General features: G+C 69.7%; 22 protein-coding genes and 1 pseudogene. 4 read left to right on the top strand and 19 right to left on the bottom strand.

Annotated elements, in window-relative coordinates:
• Nucleotides 1–7 precede the first annotated feature (7 nt).
• Nucleotides 8–2401, top strand: coding sequence for a 1,4-alpha-glucan branching protein GlgB (gene glgB, locus J1M64_RS01975; RefSeq protein ID WP_241260942.1), 2394 nt, complete (start codon nt 8–10; stop codon nt 2399–2401).
• Between the two features lie 69 nt (nt 2402–2470).
• On the opposite strand, the gene J1M64_RS20130 is transcribed toward glgB, so the two are convergent.
• Both J1M64_RS20130 and J1M64_RS01985 read right to left on the bottom strand, forming a co-directional pair.
• The gene (locus J1M64_RS20130; protein WP_206472368.1) at nt 2471–3415 is read right to left on the bottom strand and encodes a tetratricopeptide repeat protein; all 945 of its coding nucleotides are present in this window, start codon (nt 3413–3415) and stop codon (nt 2471–2473) included.
• A 35-nt stretch (nt 3416–3450) separates the two neighbouring features.
• Nucleotides 3451–4650: an acetyl-CoA C-acetyltransferase gene (locus tag J1M64_RS01985; protein WP_067718314.1), complete on the bottom strand. Its 1200-nt coding sequence runs from the start codon at nt 4648–4650 to the stop codon at nt 3451–3453.
• 75 nt (nt 4651–4725) lie between these two features.
• Between J1M64_RS01985 and mce the strand changes: the two genes are divergently transcribed.
• Nucleotides 4726–5196 carry a methylmalonyl-CoA epimerase gene (gene mce, locus J1M64_RS01990; protein ID WP_206472369.1) on the top strand — a complete coding sequence of 157 codons (471 nt, stop codon included), beginning with the start codon at nt 4726–4728 and terminating at the stop codon, nt 5194–5196.
• 34 nt (nt 5197–5230) lie between these two features.
• Nucleotides 5231–6109 carry a hypothetical protein gene (locus tag J1M64_RS01995; RefSeq protein ID WP_241260943.1) on the top strand — a complete coding sequence of 293 codons (879 nt, stop codon included), beginning with the start codon at nt 5231–5233 and terminating at the stop codon, nt 6107–6109.
• On the opposite strand, the gene J1M64_RS19670 is transcribed toward J1M64_RS01995, so the two are convergent.
• From J1M64_RS19670 to rho, 17 genes and pseudogenes are all read right to left on the bottom strand, one after another.
• Entirely contained in the window at nt 6090–6392 is a 303-nt protein-coding gene (locus J1M64_RS19670) for an ATP/GTP-binding protein (protein WP_241260944.1), read from the bottom strand. The genes J1M64_RS01995 and J1M64_RS19670 overlap by 20 nt on opposite strands.
• A gap of 14 nt (nt 6393–6406) precedes the next feature.
• Nucleotides 6407–7087 (bottom strand): endonuclease NucS, encoded by a 681-nt coding sequence (gene nucS / locus J1M64_RS02000; protein ID WP_206472370.1) that lies wholly within the window; start codon nt 7085–7087, stop codon nt 6407–6409.
• Between the two features lie 50 nt (nt 7088–7137).
• A complete protein-coding gene (locus J1M64_RS02005; protein ID WP_067718320.1) occupies nt 7138–7587 on the bottom strand; it encodes a DUF2550 family protein in 450 nt (149 codons plus the stop codon).
• A gap of 55 nt (nt 7588–7642) precedes the next feature.
• Nucleotides 7643–8014, bottom strand: coding sequence for a F0F1 ATP synthase subunit epsilon (locus J1M64_RS02010; protein WP_067718322.1), 372 nt, complete (start codon nt 8012–8014; stop codon nt 7643–7645).
• Between the two features lie 9 nt (nt 8015–8023).
• Complete coding sequence (atpD, locus tag J1M64_RS02015) at nt 8024–9472, bottom strand: F0F1 ATP synthase subunit beta (RefSeq protein WP_067718325.1); 1449 nt, start codon at nt 9470–9472, stop codon at nt 8024–8026.
• Between the two features lie 3 nt (nt 9473–9475).
• Nucleotides 9476–10468 carry a F0F1 ATP synthase subunit gamma gene (locus J1M64_RS02020; protein ID WP_067718328.1) on the bottom strand — a complete coding sequence of 331 codons (993 nt, stop codon included), beginning with the start codon at nt 10466–10468 and terminating at the stop codon, nt 9476–9478.
• A gap of 54 nt (nt 10469–10522) precedes the next feature.
• A complete protein-coding gene (gene atpA / locus J1M64_RS02025) occupies nt 10523–12163 on the bottom strand; it encodes a F0F1 ATP synthase subunit alpha (protein WP_206472371.1) in 1641 nt (546 codons plus the stop codon).
• A gap of 90 nt (nt 12164–12253) precedes the next feature.
• The gene (locus tag J1M64_RS02030; protein ID WP_067718333.1) at nt 12254–13072 is read right to left on the bottom strand and encodes a F0F1 ATP synthase subunit delta; all 819 of its coding nucleotides are present in this window, start codon (nt 13070–13072) and stop codon (nt 12254–12256) included.
• 14 nt (nt 13073–13086) lie between these two features.
• Entirely contained in the window at nt 13087–13659 is a 573-nt protein-coding gene (locus J1M64_RS02035) for a F0F1 ATP synthase subunit B (RefSeq protein ID WP_067718335.1), read from the bottom strand.
• 25 nt (nt 13660–13684) lie between these two features.
• Nucleotides 13685–13924: an ATP synthase F0 subunit C gene (locus J1M64_RS02040; RefSeq protein ID WP_067718337.1), complete on the bottom strand. Its 240-nt coding sequence runs from the start codon at nt 13922–13924 to the stop codon at nt 13685–13687.
• A gap of 98 nt (nt 13925–14022) precedes the next feature.
• On the bottom strand, nt 14023–14706 hold the full coding sequence (gene atpB, locus J1M64_RS02045; protein WP_235027792.1) for a F0F1 ATP synthase subunit A: 684 nt from the start codon (nt 14704–14706) through the stop codon (nt 14023–14025).
• Between the two features lie 363 nt (nt 14707–15069).
• Nucleotides 15070–15513: a hypothetical protein gene (locus tag J1M64_RS02050; RefSeq protein WP_067718342.1), complete on the bottom strand. Its 444-nt coding sequence runs from the start codon at nt 15511–15513 to the stop codon at nt 15070–15072.
• Between the two features lie 10 nt (nt 15514–15523).
• Nucleotides 15524–16690, bottom strand: a complete 1167-nt coding sequence (locus J1M64_RS02055; protein WP_067718345.1) for a glycosyltransferase family 4 protein — start codon at nt 16688–16690, stop codon at nt 15524–15526.
• Between the two features lie 3 nt (nt 16691–16693).
• Nucleotides 16694–17347 (bottom strand): L-threonylcarbamoyladenylate synthase, encoded by a 654-nt coding sequence (locus J1M64_RS02060; RefSeq protein ID WP_067718348.1) that lies wholly within the window; start codon nt 17345–17347, stop codon nt 16694–16696.
• A complete protein-coding gene (gene prmC / locus J1M64_RS02065) occupies nt 17344–18309 on the bottom strand; it encodes a peptide chain release factor N(5)-glutamine methyltransferase (protein WP_206472372.1) in 966 nt (321 codons plus the stop codon). Before prmC ends, J1M64_RS02060 begins: the two co-directional genes overlap by 4 nt.
• A gap of 3 nt (nt 18310–18312) precedes the next feature.
• Complete coding sequence (gene prfA, locus J1M64_RS02070; RefSeq protein WP_206472374.1) at nt 18313–19398, bottom strand: peptide chain release factor 1; 1086 nt, start codon at nt 19396–19398, stop codon at nt 18313–18315.
• Nucleotides 19395–21411 (bottom strand): annotated as a pseudogene (gene rho / locus J1M64_RS02075) (transcription termination factor Rho). Before rho ends, prfA begins: the two are co-directional and overlap by 4 nt.
• A gap of 433 nt (nt 21412–21844) precedes the next feature.
• On the opposite strand from rho, the gene J1M64_RS02080 reads away from it, so the two are divergent.
• A complete protein-coding gene (locus tag J1M64_RS02080) occupies nt 21845–23506 on the top strand; it encodes a long-chain-fatty-acid--CoA ligase (protein ID WP_256819689.1) in 1662 nt (553 codons plus the stop codon).
• Nucleotides 23507–23529 lie beyond the last annotated feature (23 nt).

Genomic DNA, 23529 nt, shown 5'->3' on the forward strand with positions numbered 1-23529 from the left:
AACGGCCATGGCAAAGCACAAGAAGAAGGACCGCTCCACCGACCGGCTCCAGCCGGAGCAGACCTCGTCGTCGTCGCCCTCGTCGTCGTCGCCGCCGTCTTCATCACCGCCGTCACCGCCGTCACCGACACCGCCCGCGCCGGCCACGGCGCCCGTCGCGTCCCCCGGGCCCGTCACTCCCACGGAACCGACGCCGATCCCGCACGACGTCCTCGGCCGGCTCCGGTCCGGCACCCACCACGACCCGCACTCCGTCTACGGCGCGCACCGCGACGGCGACGGCTCGGTCGTCCGCACCGTCCAGCCGGGCGCGGTGGAGGTGGAGATCGTGTTCGACGACCGCACCGTCCCCATGACCCCGGTCGGCGACGGACTGTTCCACGCGGCGGTGCCCGAGACGGAGGTGCCCGACTACCGTTTCCGGGTTCGCTACCCCGACGGCCACACGCGCACCGTCGCGGACGGCTACCGCTTCCTCCCGACGCTGGGCGAGGTCGACCTGCACCTCATCGGCGAAGGGCGCCACGAACGACTGTGGGATGTCCTCGGCGCCCACGTGCGCACCTACGAGACCGCGGGCGGACCGGTCACCGGCACGTCATTCGCCGTGTGGGCGCCCAACGCCCGCGGGATGAGCGTCGTCGGCGACTTCTGCGGATGGAATCCCACCGCGCTGCCCATGCGCTCGATCGGGTCCTCCGGGGTGTGGGAGTTGTTCGTCCCCGACGTCGCCGACGGCGCCGTCTACAAGTACTGCGTCCGCGGGGCCGACGGCCGGACCATCGACCACGCCGACCCCATGGCGGTGGCCACCGAGGTGCCGCCCTCGACCGGGTCGAAGGTGTTCACCTCCGGCTACGAGTGGAACGACGACGAGTGGATCGCCGCCCGCGCGACCCGCGACCACTCGCACTCCCCGATGACCGTCCTCGAGGTCCACGTCGGCTCCTGGCGGCCCGGCCTCGACTACCGCGAGTTCGCGCACGAACTCGCCGACCACATCATCGAGACCGGGTTCACCCACGTGGAGTTGATGCCGGTCGCCGAGCACCCCTTCGGCGGCTCGTGGGGCTACCAGGTCTCGTCGTACTTCGCCCCGACCAGCCGGTTCGGCACCCCGGACGACCTGCGCTACGTCATCGATCACCTCCACTCCCGCGGTATCGGAGTCCTGGTGGACTGGGTACCCGCCCACTTCCCCAAGGACGAGTGGTCGCTCGGCCGGTTCGACGGCACCCCGCTCTACGAGCACGCCGACCCCCGACGCGGCGAACAGCCCGACTGGGGCACCTACGTCTTCGACTTCGGCCGCCACGAGGTGCGCAACTTCCTCGTCGCCAACGCCCTGTACTGGGCCGAGGAGTTCCACATCGACGGACTGCGGGTGGACGCCGTGGCCTCGATGCTCTACCTCGACTATTCCCGCGAGGCCGGCGAGTGGACCCCCAACATCCACGGTGGACGGGAGAACCTCGAGGCCATCTCGTTCCTCCAGGAGGTCAACGCCACCCTGGCCCGGGAGCACCCCGGTTTCCTCACCGTGGCCGAGGAATCCACGTCCTGGGGCGGCGTCACGTCGCCCACCTACACGGGCGGCCTCGGGTTCTCCATGAAGTGGAACATGGGCTGGATGAACGACACCCTGCGCTACGTGGGGCTCGACCCGATCTACCGCGGTTTCCACCACGGCGAGATCACCTTCTCGATGATGTACGCCTGGAGCGAGCGCTTCGTCCTCCCCCTGAGCCACGACGAGGTGGTCCACGGCAAGGGATCGATGTGGGAGCGCATGCCCGGCACCTCGTGGGACCGTGCGGCCGGCATCCGCAGCCTGTACGCCTACATGTGGGCGCACCCCGGCAAGAAGCTGCTCTTCCAGGGCCTCGAGTTCGGGCAGACCACCGAGTGGGACGCCGACAAGGGTGTCGCCTGGGAGAATCTCGAGGGCTGGGAGGGCGAGTACCACCGAGGCATCCTCGCCTGCGTGCGTGACCTCAACGCCCGCTACGCCGACAATCCCGGCCTGTGGTCGCTCGACGACGACCCCTCCGGGTTCTCGTGGATCGACGCCAACGACGCCGCCCACAACACGCTGTCCTTCCTGCGGACCGACCACGCCGGCAACACCGTCGCGTGCGTGGTCAACTTCTCCGGCGCCGCGCTCGGCGACTACCGCATCGGGCTCCCCGAGGACGGGTACTGGGAGGAGATCCTCAACACCGACGCCTCGGCCTACGAGGGCTCGGGCGCGGGCAACCTCGGCGGTGTCCACGCCGAGCCGGCACCCCACCACGGGCGGCCCTACTCCGCGGCGATCACGGTCGGCCCCCGCGCCACCGTGTGGTTCCGACACACGGCCCCGACGACGGCTGCGGAGCCGGCGGGGACGGCGGGAGGCTGACCGGCGACGTCGCAATCGACAACGGGCGCCCCGTGCGGGGCGCCCGTTGTCCGTATCGGAAGCGGAGCGTCAATAGAGAGCGCTCGCGAGGTTCCGGCGCGCGGCCAGCACCCGCTCATCGTCCACCGGCAGGGCCTCGAGGAGCTCGAGCAGGCGCGCACGCAACGTGATGCGCTCGTCGCCGACGTGGACACGGATCGCGTCCACCAGTGTCGAGAACGCGGCCTCGTACTCTCCGCCCACCAGGGCAGTGTCTGCAGCCCGCAACGCGTCGGGGACGGAACCCTCTCCCGAGTCGGTCGCTTCCGTCGACCGGCGCGCGGCCTGCACGTAGCGCAGCGCCTCCACCAGGGAGTGCTCGCCCGGGCGGGCCTCCACGAGCGCGGTGAACCGTTCCTCCGCGGCCGCCAGGTCCCCCTCGGCGAGCGCGTCCTCGGCGGCGTCCCGCTCGGGGTCGGTGGGCTCCTCCGGCTCCACGTCGTCGGTGTCCGGTGCGGGCCCACCCAACTTGCCCTCGGTCGCGCGCAGCACGGCCGCGAGCCACTGCCGCAGGGCCTCCTCCGGCTGCTCGCCCTCGAAGTCGGCGAGCGGGCGGCCCGCCGCCACGGCGTACACGGTCGGCACCGCGCGGGCCTGCAGCGCCTGTGCGATGCCCGGGGAGGCATCGACGTCCACTGTCGCGTGGACCCACTGCCCGCCGGCCTCCACGGCCAGCGCGTCCAACAAGCCGGTCAACGCGGTCGGCGCCCGCTGGGACACCAGCTCGAGGATCACCGGAACCTGAGCGGAGCGGGCCAGCACCTCCTGCTCGAAGGAGGCCTCGTCCACCTCCACCACCACTTCCGGACCGGAGCCCGGCGGCGGGCCGCCCTGACCCGGGGCGCGACCGGTGTCGGTCGCGCCCCGGCGGGTCTCGGCCCGCTTCTTCAGACCGGACAGGTCGACGGCGCCTGCGAGCGACGCCGCGAGCTTCTGTTCGGCGGCGGACGGGGGTCGGTTACCTGGTCTCGTCACGGCACCGATCCTGCCACGACGGGCGCGCGGGGGTGTCAGCCGGCCGCGGGCACCCGGATGATCAGGGCGTCACCCTGGCCGCCGCCGCCGCACAGGGCAGCCGCTCCGAGCCCGCCGCCGCGGCGTGCGAGCTCGAGGGCCAGGGTCAGCACCACGCGGTTGCCGGACACCCCGATCGGGTGACCGATCGAGATGGCGCCGCCGTTCACGTTCACCTTGTCGGGGCTCAGGTCGAGCATGCGGGTCGAGTGCAGTCCGACGGAGGCGAAGGCCTCGTTGAACTCGAACAGGTCGATGTCGGAGACGTCGACTCCCGCCCGCTCGCACGCGTTCAGCACCGCGTCGGCGGGCTGGTGCTGCAGGGTCGAGTCCGGGCCGGCCACGGTGCCGTAGCCGACGATCTCGGCCAGCACCGGCCAGCCCTCGGCCTCGGCACGGGCCGCGGACGTGATGATGGTCGCCGAGGCGCCGTCCGAGATCTGCGACGACGAACCGGCGGTGATGGTCCCGTCCTTGGAGAACGCGGGACGGAGCTTGCCCATCGACTCGGGGGTCGAGTCGGCGCGCACGCCCTCGTCGGTGTCCACGACGGTGTCGCCCTTGCGGCCCTTTACCGTCACCGGCACGATCTCGTCGGCGAACCGCCCCTCCTTCGCCGCCGCGGCCGCGCGCTGGTGGGAGGTCGCCGCGAACTCGTCCTGGTGCTCACGGGTGATCTCCAGCTCGACGTTGCGCGCCTCGGTGAGCGCACCCATGGGCTGGTCGGTCGGAACGTCGTGCAGGCCGTCGTACGCCATGTGATCGAGGACCTCGATCGACCCGTACTTGTACCCGGCGCGGCTCTTGGGCAGCAGGTGCGGAGCCTGGGACATCGACTCCTGGCCGCCGGCAACGATGACCTCGGAGTACCCGGACCGGATCGCCTGGTCCGCCAGCGCGATCGCGGTCATACCGGACAGGCACATCTTGTTGATGCTCAGCGCGTCGACGCGCTTGGGCAGCCCGGCGGCGAGCGAGGCCTGACGCGCGGGCATCTGGCCGTTGCCGGCCGAGAGCACCTGTCCCATGATCACCTGATCGACGGCCTCCGGGGAGACGCCGCCCCGCTCGAGGGCCGCACTGATCGCGATGCCGCCGAGCTCCGGGGCGGACAGCGAGGACAGGCCGCCCTGCAGGCGGCCGAACGGGGTGCGGGCGCCGGAGACGATGACGGTACGGGTGGGGTCGGCGGTCATGAGACACCTTCCGATGGAGGGGATGAGACTGTGGGGCCAAACTACCGCGAGTGGGGACCGACTAGCGTGGGAGGTATGACGACTACCCCAGCAGGCCAGCCCCTCCTCCCCTCCGAGCTCGTCCTGGCGATCGACCACGTCGGGGTCGCCGTGCCCGATTTCGACGCCGCCGTCGACTGGTATCGCGAGAACCTGGGGATGGAGAACCTCCATGAGGAGGTCAACGAGGAGCAGGGCGTGCGCGAGGCCATGCTCGGCTCCCCCGGTCGCCCGGAAGGCGGCGCCCTGTTGCAGATCCTCGCGCCCCTGGACGAGTCCTCCACGATCGCCAAGTTCATCGACCGCAACGGCCCCGGCATCCAGCAGATGGCCGTCCGCGTGACCGACATCGACGCGATCACCGCCCATCTCACGGGCCGGGGCGTCAGGGTCCTCTACCCGGCACCCAAGAGGGGCACCGCGGACTCGCGGATCAACTTCGTCCACCCCAAGGACGCGGGCGGCGTGCTCCTTGAGCTCGTCGAGCCGGCCGACGGGCAGCACTAGTCGCTCGCCCGGGTCCCGCCGCTAGGGTGGGGACATGTCGAGCATGCACACGCCACCCACCACCGCGGAGTCTTTCGCGGTGGTGCGCAGGGGATTTGACCGTGAGCAGGTGATGGGCGCCCTCACCCGACTCGAGTCCGAGACGGGGGTCCTGCGCGCTGACCGGGATGCCGCCGTCGCCCGGGCCGAGCGGGCCGCGGCGGACGCAGACCGGGAACGAGCACGGGTGGCACACCTCGAGGCCAGGGTCGCCGAACTCGGTCGGGCTCCCGTGACCAGCGGTCAGATGTCGGACAGGGTGTCGACGATGCTCTCGCTGGCCACCGCCGAAGCGGAGTCCATCCGTGACTCCGCGCACGCCACCGCCGACCGGATTCGCGCGGAGGCCGAGGAGGACGCGTGGCGGCTACGGGAGACCGCGGGCGCGGAATTGGCCGCGGTCCGCAGGAGTGCCGAGGCCATCCGAGCAGAGCACACGGCCGTACTCGATGCGGCGCGTGCGCGCGCCCGGGAGATCATCCTCGTCGCGGAGCGCGACGCCCGCCGGCTGGACGACGAGGCGGCGCGTCGGCGGCAGGAGATCGATGAGGACCACCGGCTGGCCTCTGATCTGCGTCGCAGCGAGACCCTACGCGAGGTCACTCGGCAACATGACGCCTCGATGGCGGCCGCCGCGACCACGCGTCGCGAGGCCGAGGAGGAGGCCCGACGGATCGTCGACGACGCCCATCGCCGGGCGGACCAGCTGGTCTCCCGGGCGCGACGACATGTCGACGATCTGCGCGTGCTCCGCGAGCGTGTGCTCGACGATCTCGGCGCGATCCGGGCGAAGCTCGAACCTGTCCCCGGGACAGGCGACGACGTGGAGTTCGACCTGCCGGAGGAACCGGACCTCAACTCCAGCGACGGGTGAGGCCTCTCCGGCCCCGGCCGGACCAGCACCCGGTGTGCCAGTGGCGACGTTCCTCGTCCCCTCCGGGCCGGTCCGGCCACACCACCACATGCGCGGTACCGGAGGTCACCAGGTGATCGCACCCCGGGCACCGGTAGTCCTTGCCCGCCCTGGCGCCGGGGATCCGTCGGACGTGGTAGGAGTCGGGGTCACCCGCGGGTCCTGGTTCGAGCGCCGAGCCCCCGAGTCCGTGCCGCTGCGGTAGCGGTCGGTCGGACCCGCCACGTCGGTGTCGTCTGGGCATCGCGAACGACTCGTTCAGAACAGCCGGAGGTCGGTGGACTCGATCCCTCGCAGGGAGTCGTAGTCCAGGGTCACGCATCGGATGCCACGATCCTCGGCGAGGGTGCGAGCCTGGGGCTTGATGATCTGGGCCGCGAAGATCCCGCTGACCGGCGCGAGCAACGGGTCGCGGTTGAGCAGCTCCAGATAGCGGGTCAGTTGCTCCACCCCGTCGATCTCGCCGCGACGTTTGATCTCCACCGCCACTGTCGTGCCCTCCCCGTCACGGCCGAGGATGTCGACGGGGCCGATCGCCGTCATGTACTCCCGGCGGACCAGGCTGTACCCCTGACCGAGCGTCTCGATGTGCTCGGCGAGCAACTCCTGCAGGTGGGCCTCGACACCGTCCTTCACCAGTCCCGGGTCCACGCCCAGTTCGTGTCGGGAGTCGTGGTGCACCTCGGCGACGGTGATCCGTAGCTGCTCCCCCGCCTTGTTCTCCACGACCCACAACTGATGCTCCGGGTTCTCCGGGTGATCCCGCTCGCTGAGGGAACACGGCGGGGTCATCCAGTTGAGGGGCTTGTAGGCGCGGTCGTCGGCGTGAACGCTCACAGACCCGTCGGCCTTGACGAGCAACAACCGCGGGGCCATCGGAAGATGAGCCGTGAGGCGACCGACGTAGTCGACCTGGCACGTGGCTACGACGAGACGCAACGGTTCCTCCTGGGTACGGGCACCGCCCCCGGCACGCGGCGCGGATGGTGTCAGCGGTGGGGACGCCGGGGGCGGACCTGCTCGGTGGAGCAGGCCTCGACCCACGCGAGCATCCCGGTCAGTTTTGCGAGGGCCACGCAGAGTTCACCTTCGACCGGACGGGCGCGGCGGTCGTGTCCGGAGAACGGAACGATCACCTCGCCCTCCTCTGCCACGTCGAGCTCCGGACCGGTGGGCTGTCGACGCGGGCCCAGCACGAGGGTCCGCCGGTCCAACCGCACGTCGGCACCGAACTTCACGCTCAGCAGACGGTAGAACGCGACCTCGGTATCCGAGTACCGGACGGCGCCGTATCCCCACGCATCCTCCCCGGCCCTGCGAACGAGGACCGACGTGGAATTACGACGCACGACGACCAGTCGATACACGACGGCCGCGACCACCGGGACGAGCACGAGCAGGATGACGACACCGAGAATGATCTCGATGGGAGCCGTCACTCTGCTCATCCCCTTCCGGCGGTCGCGGCCGTGTGTGACGGGCGGACCGTGCGTACTAGGCGCCGGCCTTCTCGATGGCGAGGAGTCGGCCCCGGGCGGTGGCCGCGGCGGAGGCGTCATCGCCGGCCTCGGACAGCTGCCGCTCCGCGGCGGCGCGATCGATCGCGTCCGACCACTCTGCGGACTCCCCGAGGATGCTGACCTTGTTCGCGGTCACTGACAGGAAGCCGCCCTGGACGGCAGCGACCTTGCGCCCCTCGTCCGTGTACACCGTGACGGTACCGGCGGCATCCAGCTCACCGAGCAGAGGCTCGTGACCGGCCTGGATACCGATCTCACCCTCGCTGGTCTTGGCGACCACCATGGATGCGGTCCCGGACCAGAACCTGCGCTCGACGGTGACGAACTCGACTTCGATCTCAGCCATGGACGACCGTCACTTCCCGGAGAGCTTCTTGGCGTTGGCCTCGACATCGTCGAGACCGCCGATGCCGTTGAACGCCTGCTCCGGAAGGTGGTCCAGCTCGCCCTTGCAGAGCTTGTCGAACGCCTCGATGGTGTCCGACAGCGGGACGACCGAACCGACCTGACCGGTGAACTTCTCGGCGACCAGGAAGTTCTGGCCGAGGAAGCGCTCGAGGCGACGGGCACGCTGAACCGTGACCTTGTCCTCCTCGGACAGCTCGTCCATACCGAGGATGGCGATGATGTCCTGGAGTTCCTTGTACTTCTGGAGGATCTGGATGACCTCCTGGGCGACGCGGTAGTGCTCCTCGCCCACGATGCCCGGCTCGAGGATCCGAGAGGTCGAGGTGAGCGGGTCGACGGCCGGGTAGATGCCCTTCGACGCGATGGAGCGGGAGAGCTCCGTGGTGGCGTCGAGGTGGGCGAACGTCGTGGCCGGCGCCGGGTCGGTGTAGTCGTCGGCGGGGACGTAGATCGCCTGCAGCGACGTGATCGAGCGACCACGCGTCGAGGTGATTCGCTCCTGCAGCTGACCCATCTCGTCCGCGAGGGTCGGCTGGTAACCGACGGCGGACGGCATGCGGCCGAGCAGCGTCGAGACCTCGGAACCGGCCTGCGTGAAGCGGAAGATGTTGTCGATGAACAGGAGGACGTCCTGGCCCTGCACGTCGCGGAAGTACTCGGCCATGGTGAGGGCCGAGAGGGCGACGCGCATACGCGTCCCCGGCGGCTCGTCCATCTGACCGAACACCAGGGCGGTGTCCTGGAGGACGCCCATCTCCTCCATCTCGAGGAAGAGGTCGGTGCCCTCACGGGTGCGCTCACCGACGCCGGCGAACACCGACGTACCGGAGAACTCACGCGCGATACGGGTGATCATCTCCTGGATGAGCACCGTCTTGCCGACACCGGCACCACCGAACAGACCGATCTTGCCGCCCTTGACGTACGGGGTCAGCAGGTCGATCACCTTGACGCCGGTCTCGAGGATCTCGGTCTTGCCCTCGAGCTGGTCGAAGGCCGGCGGCTCGCGGTGAATACCCCACTGCTCGCCGTCCCGGCCGGTGCCGGGCGCGTCGAGGCAGTCGCCCAGGGCGTTGAAGACGTGGCCCTTGACGACGTCGCCGACCGGAACCGAGATCGGCTGACCGGAGTCGACCACCTCGGCACCGCGGACGAGTCCGTCGGTGGACTGCATCGAGATGCAGCGCACCATGTTGTCGCCCAGGTGCTGGGCGACCTCGAACGTCACGGTCTTGGCGACCGCCGCGAGGGTGATCTCGGCGGTGAGGGCGTTGAAGAGGGCCGGGAGGGCGCCGCGCGGGAACTCCACGTCGACGACCGCACCCAGGACGCGGGCGACCCGACCGGTGAGACCGGCCGTGCCCGTCGTGCTCTGATCGGTAACAGCTGTGGTCATTGCTTAGTCACTTCCTGCGCTAGCGGCGAGCGCACCAGCGCCACCGACAATCTCGCTGATTTCCTGGGTGATCTGTGCCTGGCGTGCCTGGTTCGCCTCGCGGCTCAGGCCCTCCACCAGCTCGGTGGCGTTGTCGGTCGCCGACTTCATGGCGGTCCGTCGTGCCGCCGACTCCGACGCCGCCGCCTCGAGAAGCGAGGCGAAGGCACGGGTCGACATGTACCTCGGGAGGATGTTGTCCAGGAGGGTGTCCGCATCCGGCTCGAAGGAGACCTCCGGCTTGAATTCGGACTCCGACCTGGGGCTGTCGTCCATCATGCCGTCGCTGAGGTCCAGCTCCTCGATCTCGACCTCGGTCTCGATCGGGGCCAGTCGACGCGCCCGCGGGGTCTGCGTGAGCATCGACTTGAACTGGGTGTAGACGATGTGGACCTCGTCGACGCCCTTGCGGGTGGTGTCCGTGCCGTCCCCCTCGAGGAACTCGGAGGCGTCGAACGTCGACTCGCCGCCGGCCTTGAAAGCCGCCGACAGGAGCTGAAACGCCGGACGCGCTTCCTGGTAGTCCGGCTTCTGCGAATGCCCGTGCCAGGCACCGGCGAGCTCGACCTCGCGGAACGTGTAGTACACGATCCCCTTGTTGCCCATCACGTAGATGTCGACCTCACGCCCCTCGCTCTCGAGGTAGGCGATGAGCTCGGCGGCCTCCTTGAGCACGTTGTGGTTGTAACCACCACACATGCCCCGGTCGGAGGTCACCACCAGCACGGCGGACCGCTTCGGGTTCTCCGGCTCGTTGAGCATCGGGTGCTTGAGCGACGAGGCACTCGCGAGATCGGTGAGGATCGCGGTGATCTGGTCCGCGAAGGGCTTGGCCTCCGCGACCCGGGCCTGGGCCTTGGAGATCTGCGAGGTCGCGATCAGCTCCTGGGCCTTGGTGATCTTCTTGGTCGAGTTGACCGACTTGATCCGGTCGCGTAGTTCACGCATGTTGGCCATGGACGTGGATCACTCTCCTCTCGACCTTGAATCGGATGGCTGTCATCGCAGGCCTCAGGCCTTCTTCTTCTTGGTGACCGTGAGCTTCTCACGATCGATCTCGTCCTCGGACAGCGCCTCGGCCTCGGGCTCGTTGACCACACGGGAACCGTCGGTGGCGACGAAGCCCTGCTTGAACTCGTTGGTCTTGGCCTCGAGGGTCGACTTGGACTCGTCGGAGAGCGCGGCTCCCCCCTCGATCTGGCTGTAGACGTCGGAGGCGGAGTGCCGCAGGGTCTCGAGCAGCTCGCCCTCGAAGCGACGGACGTCCTCGACCGGGACGGAGTCGTAGAAACCCTCACCGGCGAGGTAGATCGAGACGATCTGGTCCTCCACGGCGACCGGCGAGTTCTGGTCCTGCTTGAGGATCTCGACCAGACGCTGGCCACGCTCGAGCTGCGCCTTCGAGGCGGCGTCGAGGTCGGACGCGAACGTCGCGAACGACTCGAGGTCGCGGTACGCGGCCAGGTCCAGACGCAGCGAGCCGGAGACCTTCTTCATGCCCTTGGTCTGCGCGGCACCGCCGACTCGGGAGACGGAGATACCGACGTTGACGGCCGGACGCACACCGCGGTTGAACAGGTCGGACTCGAGGAAGACCTGACCGTCGGTGATCGAGATGACGTTGGTCGGGATGAACGCCGAGACGTCATTGGCCTTGGTCTCGATGATCGGGAGACCCGTCAGCGACCCACCGCCCATCTCGTCCGAGAGCTTGGCGCACCGCTCGAGCAGGCGGGAGTGCAGGTAGAAGACGTCGCCGGGGTACGCCTCGCGACCCGGGGGGCGACGGAGCAGCAGCGAGATCGCGCGGTACGCGTCGGCCTGCTTGGACAGGTCGTCGAACACGACCAGGACGTGCGCACCGTCGTACATCCAGTGCTGCCCGATGGCCGAACCGGTGAACGGCGCGAGCCACTTGAAGCCGGCCGAGTCAGAGGCGGGGGCGGCGACGATGGTGGTGTACTCCATCGCGCCGTTCTCCTCGAGCGTCGCCTTGACACCCGCGATGGTGGAGCCCTTCTGGCCGATCGCGACGTAGATGCACCGGAGCTGCTTGGTCTTGTCGCCCGACTCCCAGTTGGCCTTCTGGTTGAGGATCGCGTCGATGCAGACCGCGGTCTTGCCCGTCTTGCGGTCACCGATGATGAGCTGACGCTGACCGCGACCGATCGGCGTCATGGCGTCAATGGCCTTGATGCCGGTCTGCATGGGCTCCTCGACCGGCTGGCGCTCCAGAACGGACGGCGCCTGCAGCTCGAGGGCGCGGGTGCCTTCCGACTCGATATCGCCGAGGCCGTCGATGGGCTGCCCGAGCGGGTTGACGACGCGACCGAGGAAGCCGTCGCCGACCGGAACGGAGAGGACCTCCCCGGTGCGACGCACCTCCTGCCCCTGGGCGATCTCGTCGAAGTTGCCGAGCACGACCGCACCGATCTCGCGGTCCTCGAGGTTCAGTGCGACGCCGAGGATGCCGCCCGGGAACTCCAGCAGCTCGTTGGCCATCGCGGACGGGAGTCCGCTGATGTGGGCGATACCGTCGCCCGTGTCGGTGACGATTCCGACCTCCTCGCGCGACGCCTCGTTGGAGACCGTCGAGGTGTAATTCGCAATCGCACTGCGGATCTCGTCGGAGGAGATAGTCAGCTCCGCCATGTCATTCCTGCTCTCACTAAGTGTGGTCTGGATGTGTCTTGTCAGGTGAGCATCGACCGAGTGCGACCGTTGCTCGTCGGGTGTCGAGGCCTAGGGAAGCGCCCGTCGTACGGCCGAGAGCCGCCCGGCGACGGAACCGTCGATGATCTCGTCACCGACGCGGATCACCATGCCGCCGAGGACCGCCTGGTCGACCTGGACGTGGACCGCCATCTCCCGTCCGTAGATCTCGGCGAGCTTGCCCTCGAGTGCGGCCCGCTGCTCGGTGGTGAGTTCCGTAGCACTGGTGACCACGGCCACCGACTGTCCCTGGAGTTCGGCCGCCTGCCTGGACAGCGCGTCCAGATCGTCGGCGGGCATGGCGTCCGGCCGGGCGATCGCCTGTCCGGCGAGCGCCTCGGTGACCGCGGTCACCTTGCCGTAGAGGACCTGACCGAGGAGTGCGCGCTTGGACTCCGTGGTGGTCGTGCGGTCGGACAGAGCCTGCTCGAACTCCGCGTCGCCGGCGACGATGCGGCCCAATCTGAACAGTTCGTCCTCGACCGTCCCGAGCTGACCCTGCTCCCGGGCCGAGAGCAGGAGCGCTTCCCGGCCGAGGGTGACGAGGCCCTCACGGAGATCCCGCGGGGTGGACCAGGACAGTGCGACCGCAGCAAGCACGACCGCGAGGGTCGACTCGTCGATCTTCCAGCCGAACACCGAACGGGCGAGGTCCTCGCGGGCCTCGACCGGTGCGGACGAGTCCGCGACGGCGACCCGCAGGGAGCGGTCACCCTCCAGGACGTCGACGACCCGGAAGAGCTCGGCACCGACCTTGGCGCCCGTGGCGCCCCCGGCCGGGTTCGCGGAGAGCGTGGACTGCAGGACCGACCGGGACTGCTCGAGGGCGTCGCGGCTTGCTGCGTGCATAGTCTGCTTGTTCCTTACTTCTGGCCCGCCCCGGCGACCTTGTCCAGGTCGGCGAGGAAACGGTCGATGGTGCCCGAACGGCGGACCGGATCGGACAGCTGCTCACCCATGAGCCGCTCGGCGAGCTCGACCGACTGGCGTCCGAGGTCGCCACGGAGCTCCGTGACGATCTGCTGACGCTGCGCGGCGAGCTGCTGCTGCCCGGCGGCGACGATGCGGTCGCTCTCGGCCTGGGCCTCCGCCTTCATGTCGGCGAGGATCTGCTGCCCCTGCGCACGCGCGTCGTCGCGGATCTTCGCGGCTTCGCCACGCGCCTCGGCGAGCTGGGCGTTGTACTTGTTCAGGGCCGCCTTCGCCTCGGCCTGTGCGGCCTCCGCCTTCTCGATGCCGCCCTCGATGCGCTGGGTGCGCTCGTCCAGGACCCGCTTGAACATCGGGAGGACGAACTTCCAGAACACGAACAGGACGACAGCGAACGGGATCAGCGACCAGACGATGTCGTACAGCGCCGGCGAGAGGACGTTGGGCGTCTCCTCCAGCGGGAGCCCCTCGGTCTCGCTCTGGGCGAGAATGTGGATCGGATTCATGTCGTTGACCTTCGCCAGCCGGCGATCAGAAAATGAAGCCGGTGACGATACCGATGAGCGCCAGGGCCTCGGTGAAGGCGATGCCCAGGAACATCGTGGTGCGCAGCTGGCCGGCCATCTCGGGCTGGCGGGCCATGCCCTCGATCGCCTTGCCGACGACGATGCCGATGCCGATGCCGGGGCCGATCGCGGCGAGGCCGTAGCCGATGGCGCCGTAACCGCGGGCGGTCGTCTCGGTTGCCTGGGCGAGAGTGACGATATCCATGTGGGTTTCCGTTCCCTTTCAGATGGCCGGTGCGGGATGTCCGCACTCGGTCGTCGGTGTGGTCTGGGTGTCCCGGCGCTCGCGGCGCCGGAAGTCTTTTAGTGACTGTCGGCGTGCAACGACAGGTCGATGTACACCGCGGTGAGCAGCGCGAAGATGTACGCCTGCAGGAAGATCACCAGCAGCTCGAAGAACGTGAACGCCACCGACACGATGATGGTCACGAGGCTGACCGCGGTCCACCCGTTGAACTGCCAGAAGAAGAAGTTCGTGGCGGAGAACAGCAGCACGATCATGATGTGCCCGGCCAGCATGTTGGCCATCAGACGGATGGTCAGCGTGGCCGGCCGCAGGATGAAGGTCGACACGAACTCGATCGGCACGACCAGCAGGTGCAGCGCCGGGGGAAGGTTCGGCACGACGACCGACTTGCCCACGAAGGAGAAGAAGCCGTACTTCTTGGCTCCCGCATAGATGAAGACCACATACGCGACCGCGGCCATGACCAGCGGCATGCCGATCCGCGCGTTGGGCGAGATGTTGAAGCCCGGGATCACGGCAGGCAGGTTCATGAACAGCGTGAGGAAGAAGATCGTCGCGATGACCGGGAGGAACCGGTCACCGTCCTTCTTCCCGATGATCTCGTCCGAGATGTTGTTCTTGACGAAGTCCAGCGCGATCTCGCCGACGTTCTGCAGTCCGCGCGGCACGACGGCCGACCGGCGCATCGCCAGGTAGAACAGCACCGCGACGACGGCCGCCGCGATCAGCCGGATGATCATCAGCCGGTCCAGAGCGAACGGAGTCCCCTCGAAGAGCACGGCCGGCGGGAAGAAGTCATTTAGTGACGGCGGATGGAACTCGCCCTTGAATGCCAGCAGTGACGTGCTCAGCGCTCTCTCCCCTGTTCGGGCCGCCTGCAGAGACGGTGGTCATGTCCAGTGTTTCGTTCCGACCTGCGGAACCCGGGAGGGCCCGGGGATTCTCGCGGCGTGTACCGCCGCACCCTTTTCCGGTTTCCCTCCGCAGAGCATCGTAGCAAAGGCCATCCCCTGCGGACCCCTGGGGGCACCTCACGCCGTTATCAGCTCCACATCTCCCCGAAACCAGTCCGTGACCGATCGGGAGTGCCGGAAAATCCCAGCTCAGGGCTCCACGTACGGGGCGCGCGTGCGCAGAATGGCCACCGTCTCCGACGCGAGGACCACGACCATGGCCACGACGATGGTCGTGGCGAACGCGGGCTTGGAGTAGAAGTCGAGCGGCTTGAGAGCCGCGACGACCCCGATCGCCACGATGAGCTTGAGGAGCCACGTTCCCAACAGGACGGCTCCGGTCACCTGGGGTGAGGTTCGGGCCGTGGCGATCACCACCACCGCGGTGAGGAGGACGAACACGCCACCGATCGCGGCCCCGAGCAGGGCGCCCCACAGGCCGGAGCGACCATCCACCGCCCACCACAGCCCTGCGCTGATCACCATGAGCACGGCGAGCGCGGCGGCGCCGAGGGTCACCGCCCTGCGTAGTCCGATGGTGTGGGCGCTCTCGACCTGGTGTCCGGGGGCGTCGTGTCCGGGGGTGTCGTCCATACCCCGCAGCCTAGTCGCCCGGGGATCGGGGCCCGTCGGCCGTCCGGTGCTTCCCGCGCGAACTGCGGAGGCGAGGGACGAGGGTCGCCGCCAGGACGGAGAGGAGACCGGCCGCGATCGCGGGGACGATCACCTCGGTGGGCAGCATCGTCGCCCCGACGGCCCCGAACGCGATGAGGGAGACCCACGCGTAGATGACCAGCGCGACCCTCCGGTGGGAGTGCCCCAGCGCGAGCAGCCGGTGGTGCAGGTGCATCTTGTCGGGTGCGAAGGGGCTACGGCCGGCCCCGACCCGCCGCACCACCGCCATGACGAGGTCGAGCATCGGCACGAACATCGCGGCCGCGACCACGATCACCGGCGAGAGCAGGACGATCATGTCCTGGGGCCCGTACAGGCTCTGCGAGATCTTCCCGGAGGCGCTCGTCGAGGCCGCGGCGAGGACCAGTCCGATCAGCATGGACCCGGAGTCGCCCATGAAGATCCGGGCGGGTTGGAAATTGTGGGGCAGGAACCCGATGAGCGCCCCGGCCAGGACCGCGGTGACCAGTGCCGGCGGGTAGGCCCCGACGGTCCCGCCCTGGTCCAGCATGATGCCCACGGAGAACACGCAGATCGCCGTGGCCGCGATGGCCCCGAGTCCGGCGGCGAGCCCGTCGAGTCCGTCCACGAAGTTCATCGCGTTGACGATCGTCAGTGTGAACACGACCGTGAGCAGTCCGGCCTGGAGCTGGTCGAGGACGAGGATGTTGCCGTCCCCGAAGGGGATGTACAGCAGCGTCCACGACACGCCCATCGCGACCAGGACCCCGGCCGCGGCGGCCTGGCCCGCGAGTTTGGTGACGGCCCCGAGCCCGAGGATGTCGTCCACGATCCCCACCAGCACGATCACCCCGCCGGCGACGATGGTGGCCTCCACGTCGGGGGCGAAGGGCGGGAAGGCCCGGTTCAGGGCCGGCAGCTGCGCGGCGAGGTAGACGGCGATGAGCATCCCGGTGAAGATGCCCACCCCGCCGAGCCGGGGGGTGGGGACCTGGTGCACGTCCCGCTCCCGCGGGTAGGCGAGCCCGCCGATCGCGGGTGCCACTCCCCTGACCAGACCGGTGACGACGAAGGTGACCAGTCCGGCGGTGACCGCGATGAGCAGCAGCTCCCGGAACGGGACCCCGGCACCCATGGTTCAGCCGCGCAGGACCGCGGGGTCGACGCCGAGGACCTCTCCCACGCGCTCGGCGGTCACCGCACCCTCGCGGACGATGCGCGGACCGGGCCCGGTGAGGTCGACGATCGTCGAGGGCTGGCCGATCGCACATGGGCCGCCGTCGAGGTACACGGCCACCGAGTCGCCGAGCTGCTCCCGGGCCTGGGCCACGGTGGTGGCCGGCGGTTGACCGGAGACGTTGGCACTGGACACCGCGAGCGGGCCGACCTCGCGCAGGAGTTCGATGGCGACGGGGTGCAGCGGCATCCGGAGCATGACCGTGCCGCGGGTCTGGCCGAGGTCCCAGCCCAGGGACGGTGCCTGGTGCACGATGAGACTCAAGCCCCCCGGCCAGAAGGCGCGGATGAGGTCGCGGGCGGCGGCCGGGGTGCTCACGACGAGGCCGTCGATGGTCTCCCACGAGCCGACCAGGACCGGCACCGGCATGTCCGGGCCACGGCGCTTGGCCGACAGCAGCGAGACCACCGCGTCCGGGTCGAAGGCATCGGCGGCGATGCCGTAGAGCGTGTCGGTGGGGGTCACGACCAGCCGGCCCGAGCGCAGGGCGCCGGCAGCGGAACTGAGACCGACCTCGCGGCCGGTGTCCTCGGTGCAGTCGTAGGTGATGGTCACCGGGTGGTCCCCTTCCGGACTGTCGTGTCGACCTTGTCGTCGTCGCGGTCGTCGTCGTCGTGCGTGTCGTCGTGGCCCGCGTCGAGTCGCGTCGCGGTGACGAATCGCGGTCGGCCGGCGAGGTCGGTGTGCTGCTCCACGGTACCGAAGCCCCCCTGCGCGGCCACGACCGCGGCGACCGCGGCGCCGGTGGTGTCGTCGTGCTCGACGGCGAGGTGCCCTCCCGGGACGAGGAGGGCGGCGGCCACGCCGACGAGGGGGGTGACGACGACGAGGCCGTCCCGTCCCCCGAACAGCGCCGTCGCCGGCTCGTGCGCGAGGACGTCGGCGGGGAGATCATCGGTGACCGGGATGTACGGGGGGTTGGACACCACGGCGGCGGCGCTGCCCCGCAGGTGCGAGAGGACGTCCGCGTCGGTGGCGTCGGCGTGGTGGACCTCGATCGGGGTGTCCCCGGCGGCGGCGCGCTCGGCGGCGTTGCGGCGCAGCCACTCCAGCGCGGCCTCGTACAGTTCGACGGCGTGGACGCGGGCGTCGGGCCGGGCGTGGGCGATCTCCAACGCGAGGGTGCCGCTGCCGGCGCAGAGGTCCACCACGACCGGGCCGGGGCCGGGGCCCGGTGCGGGCAGGGCCGCGAGCGTCGACTCGACCAGCAACTCGGTCTCCGGTCGCGGGATGAACACCCCCGGCCCGACGGCCAACTCGAGCCGTCCGGAGACCGCGCGGCCGAGCAGGTACTGCAGGGGGGTCCGGTCGCGGGCGCGGGCGGCGACGATCCGCTCGAGCTCGCTCACCGCGGCGGCGTCGAGGTCGTCGGCGAGCATGAGCCGGGTGCGGTCGACGCCGAGCACGTGCGCACAGATGAGCTGGGCCTCGACGTGCGCGGAGTCGACGCCCGCCGCGCCGAGCGCCTGCGCGGCCGAACGCACGACCCCGGTCACCCCGGCCGAGCGCGGGTTCACGGCCTAGGCCTCTTCCATTCGTCGCCGCCGCTCCTCGGTGGCGAGGGCGTCGAGCACCGCGTCGAGGTCACCGTCCAGCACGGCGTCGAGATTGTGCGCCTTGAACCCCACCCGGTGGTCGGCGATGCGGTTCTCCGGGAAGTTGTAGGTGCGGATGCGCTCCGACCGGTCGACGGTGCGGACCTGGGTGGCCCGGCCCTCAGACGCCTCGGCGTTGGCGGCCTCCTCGGCGGCGGCCTGGAGTCGCGCCGCGAGCACCTGTAGCGCGCGTTGCTTGTTCTGCAGCTGACTGCGTTCGTTCTGACACGTGACGACCGTGCCGGTGGGCAGGTGGGTGATCCGCACCGCGGAGTCGGTGGTGTTGACGCCCTGCCCGCCCTTGCCGGATGAGCGGTAGACGTCGATGCGCAGGTCGGACTCGTCGATCTCGACCGGACCCACGTCCTCGGGCTCCGGGTAGACGAACACGCCCGCGGCCGAGGTGTGGACCCGGCCCTGGGACTCGGTGACCGGCACCCGCTGGACCCGGTGCACCCCGCCCTCGAACTTGAGGCGGGACCACACCCCGTCGCGAGACGGCTGGCGAGCCCGGATGGAGAAGGTCGCGTCCTTGTACCCGCCGAGGTCGGACTCCGTGAGGCCGAGGACCTCGATCACCCATCCGTGTTTCTCGGCGTACCGCGTGTACATGCGGGCGAGGTCGGCGGCGAACAGTGCGGACTCCTCGCCGCCCTCCCCCGACTTGATCTCCATGACCACGTCGTCCGCATCGTGTGGGTCGCGGGGCGCCAGCAGGTCGGCCAAGCGGGTCTCGAGCTCGGCCGCCTCAGCCTCCAGCTCCTCGGCCTCCCCGGCGAACGAGGAATCGTCGCCGGCGAGCTCCCGCGCCGCGGCGGCGTCCTCGCGCGTGGACACCAGCGCACGGTGACACTGCACGATCGGGGTGAGCTCGGCGAAGCGCTTGCCCACCCGGCGCGCGGCGGAGGCGTCCTCGTGCAGAGCGGGGTCGGACAACTGCGCCTCGAGGCCCCCGTACTCGGCCAGGACGTCGTCGATCGAGGACGGCGACCGTCCCTCGTTCCCGCTCACTCCTCGTCCTGCGGCAGGGTGGGCGTCGTCTTGGCCACCTGCAGCAGGAATTCGTAGTTGTTGTTGGTCTTGCGCAACTGCGACATGAGCAGGTCGATGGCCTGGTGGGAGTCCAGCCCCGAGAGCACGCGGCGCAACTTGTGCATGATCCCGGCTTCCTCGGGGGTCATGAGCAGCTCTTCCTTGCGTGTACCCGAGGGCCCCACGTCGACCGCGGGGAACACCCGCCGCTCGGCGATGCGCCGGTCCAGTTTGAGCTCGGCGTTGCCGGTGCCCTTGAACTCCTCGAAGATCACCGTGTCGCCGGCCGAGCCGGTCTCCACCATCGCGGTGGAGATGATCGTCAGCGATCCACCGTTCTCGATGTTGCGCGCCGCGCCGAGGAACCGCTTGGGCGGGTACAGGGCCGTGGAGTCGACGCCGCCGGACAGGATGCGACCCGAGGCGGGCGAGGAGTTGTTGTAGGCGCGGCCGAGTCGCGTGATGGAGTCGAGGAGGACGACGACGTCCTGCCCCATCTCCACCAGACGCTTGGCCCGCTCGATCGCGAGCTCCGCGACCTGGGTGTGGTCCGACGGCGGACGGTCGAAGGTCGAGGCGATGACCTCGCCCTTCACCGAACGCTGCATGTCGGTGACCTCCTCCGGCCGCTCGTCGACGAGGACGACCATGAGGTGGCACTCCGGGTTGTTGACCGCGATCGAGTTGGCGATGTTCTGCAGGATCGTGGTCTTACCGGCCTTGGGCGGGGAGACGATCAGCGCGCGCTGCCCCTTGCCGATCGGCATGATCAGGTCGATCACGCGGGTCGAGATGATGTTCTTCTCGGTCTCGAGGCGCAGCCGCTGGTTGGGGTACAGCGGGGTGAGCTTCGCGAAGTCCGGGCGGTTGCGAACCTGGTCCACCGGGCCACCGTTGACGGTGTCGATGCGAACCAGCGGGTTGAACTTCTGACGGTTCTTGCCGCCACCCTGGCCCCCGCCGCCGCCCTGGCCGCCGCCCTGGCCGTCGTTCTGGCCGTCGCGGGGCATCTTCACCGCGCCGGTGATCGCGTCACCGCGACGCAGGCCGTGACGACGGATCATGTTCATGGAGACGTAGACGTCGTTGGGTCCCGCGAGGTAGCCGGACGTGCGGACGAACGCGTAGTTGTCCAGCACGTCGAGGATGCCCGCGACCGGCTGCAGGACGTCGTCGTCCCGCACCTCCGTCTCACCCTCGGCCGGGCGCCCCCCGCCGCGATTGCGCTCGCGACGGCGGCGGCTGCGACGGCCGCGGCCCCCTCCGTCGTCATCACGGTTCTGACCGTCACCACGGGGGCCGTTGTCGCCGCCGCCCTGGTCGGACTGGTCGTTGCGGCCGCTCTGCTGATCGCGGTTGCCGCCCTGGTTGCCCTGGTCGTTGCGCGCGCCCTGCTGATCGCGGTTGCCGCCCTGGTTGCCCTGGTCGTTGCGCCCGCCCTGCTGATCGCGGTTGCGGCCGCCCTGCTGATCCCGGTTCTGCTGGTTACGCCCCTGTCGCTGCCCGCCACCGCGGTTGCCGTCCTCGCGACGGGACCGGTCCCCCTGGCGACCGGAGTCGGAGTCATCCGACCCGCCCCGGGGGTTCTCCGCACCGCCCCCGGCCCTGTCGCCACGATCCCGTCGGCCGGACTCGGCCTGCGGGGCGGGCGCCCCGCTCCGTGCAGACGCCTCGTCTCGTGCAGACGCCTCATCGCGGTCCGGCGCCTTCTCCGGAGCCGACTCGGCCTTCGCCGCGGGCTCGCCGGCCACCGGGGGTTCGGTTCTGTCTCTTATACCCATCTCCGAGCCCACGAGACGCGTAGTAATATCGTATGCCGCCCTCGGGCCTGCCACCCCGGGCGCCCTCGATCATCGCGACGAGGTCGCCCTTGCGCTTACCCGACAGGCCTTTGAGGCCCATCTGCTGGGCCAGCGACTTGAGATCGTTCAGGCGCATCGCCGACAGCGAGGCACCCTGTGCTGGCGTGGAAGTGGTGTCCGTCGAGGTCACGGGGATCCTTTCTGGGCCCGGGGCCGGGGCGGCGTACGCCGCCTCGCATCGAGCAGGTGTCCGGGAAGCGGACTCGGCGTCCCGGGGTGGCCGCTGGGGCCTTCCGTGGCGGCAACGTGGCCGGACACGGATCTTTCGTCTGAGGGGGATCCTCGTGAGGGGAGAACCGCTCGATAGTGGGGATCCCTGTACGCCACTCGCCGATCGGCCTGTCCCACCGAGTCCGATCCACACCACACCGACCTGGTGCGGAGGGTGCTGCGAGGATTGACTCGGAATGCTGGGACGACCGGGCGCCCGTGGCTGGGTGCAAGCATACTACTCTGTGGCCGATCGCGCGCAGGTCCCCCTTCCGCGAGTCGCGACTGGCGCTCACCGCGTCGGATGCGGGCGGTAACGTACAGCACACGACAAGGGCCACACGACCTCGGAGGTGACCGTGCTCGGAACGATGCTGGACACGCCACTGCTCGTGTCCCGGATCCTCGAGCACGCGGCGGAACGACACGGTGGGTCCACTGTCACCGGATTCGTCGGCGACCTGGAACCCCGTCCGGTGCGATACGACGTGCTGGCCTCCCGCGCGGCCGCCACCGCGCACGCCCTCGCCGGGCTCGGGGTACGACCCGGCGATGTGGTGGGCATCCTGTCCGGCAGCCGCACCGAGGTCGTCGAGGCGATGTTCGCCCTCCCCGCGATGGGCGCGGTCGCCCTCCCGGTGAACGTCCTCCGCTCGCGGGAGTTCATGCTCTCCGTCCTGAGCGACAACCGGGTGTCGGTCGTACTCGTCGACCCGGAGCTGCTCTCCTCGGCACTCCCGGTGGCCGCGCAGCTCGATTCGCTGCGCCACCTCGTCGTCGTCGACGGTCAGGTACCCCCAGACCTCGGCGAGCTCGATGCCGACGTCCACGCCCTCGAGACCCTCCTCGACGGCCAACCCACCACCTACCCGTGGCCCGACCTCGATGAACGCTCCGCCGCGGCGATCGCCTACACCTCCGGCACCACCGGCGCGTCCAAGGGCGTCGCCTACACCCACCGGTCCATCTGGCTGCACTCCATGCAGATGTCCATGGCCGAGAGCGCGGCCCTGCGCAGCGGCGACACCGTCCTGACCACCGTGCCGATGTACCACGTCATGTCCTGGGGGCTGCCGTACGCCGCGTTCATGACCGGCGCCGGCCTCATCACCGCGCGACCACGGCCCGGCCGGGTGCTCACCACCGGCCACGACATGGCCGACCTGCTGCGCACATACAGGCCGAACAAGATGGCCACCACACCGGCCACCCTCCAACGGCTACTCCGGCGGCTGGAGAACAATCCGCAGTCGATCGCACATCTCAGCGAGGTCCTCGTCGGCGGATCGCCCGTCCCCGAGGCCCTGTTCGACGCGTTCGTCGAGCGCCACGGGGTCACGATCATGCAGGCCTACGGACTCACCGAGTCCAGCCCCATCGCGTCGTTCGCGCGCCCGGACCCCCACTCCTCCGCGACCCGGCGACGCGCACAAATGCTCGGTCAGGGACGTTTTCCCGCCGGCGTGAAGGCACGCATCGTCGACGGCGGTCGGGTCCAGCACAACGACGGGTGGTCGGTCGGCGAACTCCAGATCCGCGGCCCGTGGGTGACAGCCCGCTACCTCGGCGACGAGGCCTCCGATCGCTTCGTCGACGGGTGGCTACGCACCGGGGACGTGGCCAGCATCTCCCCCAAGGGCTACCTCGACGTGGTGGACCGGGTCGACGACATCATCGCCTCCGGCGGTGAACTGATCTCGACGGTCGAACTCGAACACGCGATCCTGCTCGACGACCGGGTCGCGGAGGTGGCCGTGGTCGGTGTCCCGGACGAACGCTGGGGCAACCGGCCGCTCGTCCTGGTCCAGCTCAAGACCGGGGCGACCGCGTCCGCCCGCGCCCTCTGGGAGGGTCTCGAGGGCGTCGTGGAGAACTGGAAGCGCCCGGATCACTGGGCGTTCGTCGACCACATCCCGCAGACCACGGTCGGAAAGTTCGACAAGATCAGGATCCGGGCGCGCCACGCCGCGGGCGACTACGAGATCACGACGATCGCCCCGGAGGCGTCCGACTGAATCCCTCCGACGGGGTCTCGAAG

This window comes from Dietzia sp. KRD202, assembly GCF_017168155.1.
GTDB classification, from domain to species: domain Bacteria; phylum Actinomycetota; class Actinomycetes; order Mycobacteriales; family Mycobacteriaceae; genus Dietzia; species Dietzia kunjamensis.

What these genes read in the sequence shown, in the direction of transcription:
- glgB (WP_241260942.1), top strand. Translation starts at nt 8, where the DNA reads ATGGCAAAGCACAAGAAGAAGGACCGCTCCACCGACCGGCTCCAGCCG.
- J1M64_RS01985 (WP_067718314.1), bottom strand. Translation starts at nt 4,650, where the DNA reads ATGACCGCCGACCCCACCCGTACCGTCATCGTCTCCGGCGCCCGCACC.
- mce (WP_206472369.1), top strand. Translation starts at nt 4,726, where the DNA reads ATGACGACTACCCCAGCAGGCCAGCCCCTCCTCCCCTCCGAGCTCGTC.
- J1M64_RS01995 (WP_241260943.1), top strand. Translation starts at nt 5,231, where the DNA reads ATGTCGAGCATGCACACGCCACCCACCACCGCGGAGTCTTTCGCGGTG.
- J1M64_RS19670 (WP_241260944.1), bottom strand. Translation starts at nt 6,392, where the DNA reads ATGCCCAGACGACACCGACGTGGCGGGTCCGACCGACCGCTACCGCAG.
- J1M64_RS02010 (WP_067718322.1), bottom strand. Translation starts at nt 8,014, where the DNA reads ATGGCTGAGATCGAAGTCGAGTTCGTCACCGTCGAGCGCAGGTTCTGG.
- atpD (WP_067718325.1), bottom strand. Translation starts at nt 9,472, where the DNA reads ATGACCACAGCTGTTACCGATCAGAGCACGACGGGCACGGCCGGTCTC.
- J1M64_RS02020 (WP_067718328.1), bottom strand. Translation starts at nt 10,468, where the DNA reads ATGGCCAACATGCGTGAACTACGCGACCGGATCAAGTCGGTCAACTCG.
- atpA (WP_206472371.1), bottom strand. Translation starts at nt 12,163, where the DNA reads ATGGCGGAGCTGACTATCTCCTCCGACGAGATCCGCAGTGCGATTGCG.
- J1M64_RS02030 (WP_067718333.1), bottom strand. Translation starts at nt 13,072, where the DNA reads ATGCACGCAGCAAGCCGCGACGCCCTCGAGCAGTCCCGGTCGGTCCTG.
- J1M64_RS02035 (WP_067718335.1), bottom strand. Translation starts at nt 13,659, where the DNA reads ATGAATCCGATCCACATTCTCGCCCAGAGCGAGACCGAGGGGCTCCCG.
- J1M64_RS02040 (WP_067718337.1), bottom strand. Translation starts at nt 13,924, where the DNA reads ATGGATATCGTCACTCTCGCCCAGGCAACCGAGACGACCGCCCGCGGT.
- atpB (WP_235027792.1), bottom strand. Translation starts at nt 14,706, where the DNA reads ATGATCATCCGGCTGATCGCGGCGGCCGTCGTCGCGGTGCTGTTCTAC.
- J1M64_RS02050 (WP_067718342.1), bottom strand. Translation starts at nt 15,513, where the DNA reads ATGGACGACACCCCCGGACACGACGCCCCCGGACACCAGGTCGAGAGC.
- J1M64_RS02055 (WP_067718345.1), bottom strand. Translation starts at nt 16,690, where the DNA reads ATGGGTGCCGGGGTCCCGTTCCGGGAGCTGCTGCTCATCGCGGTCACC.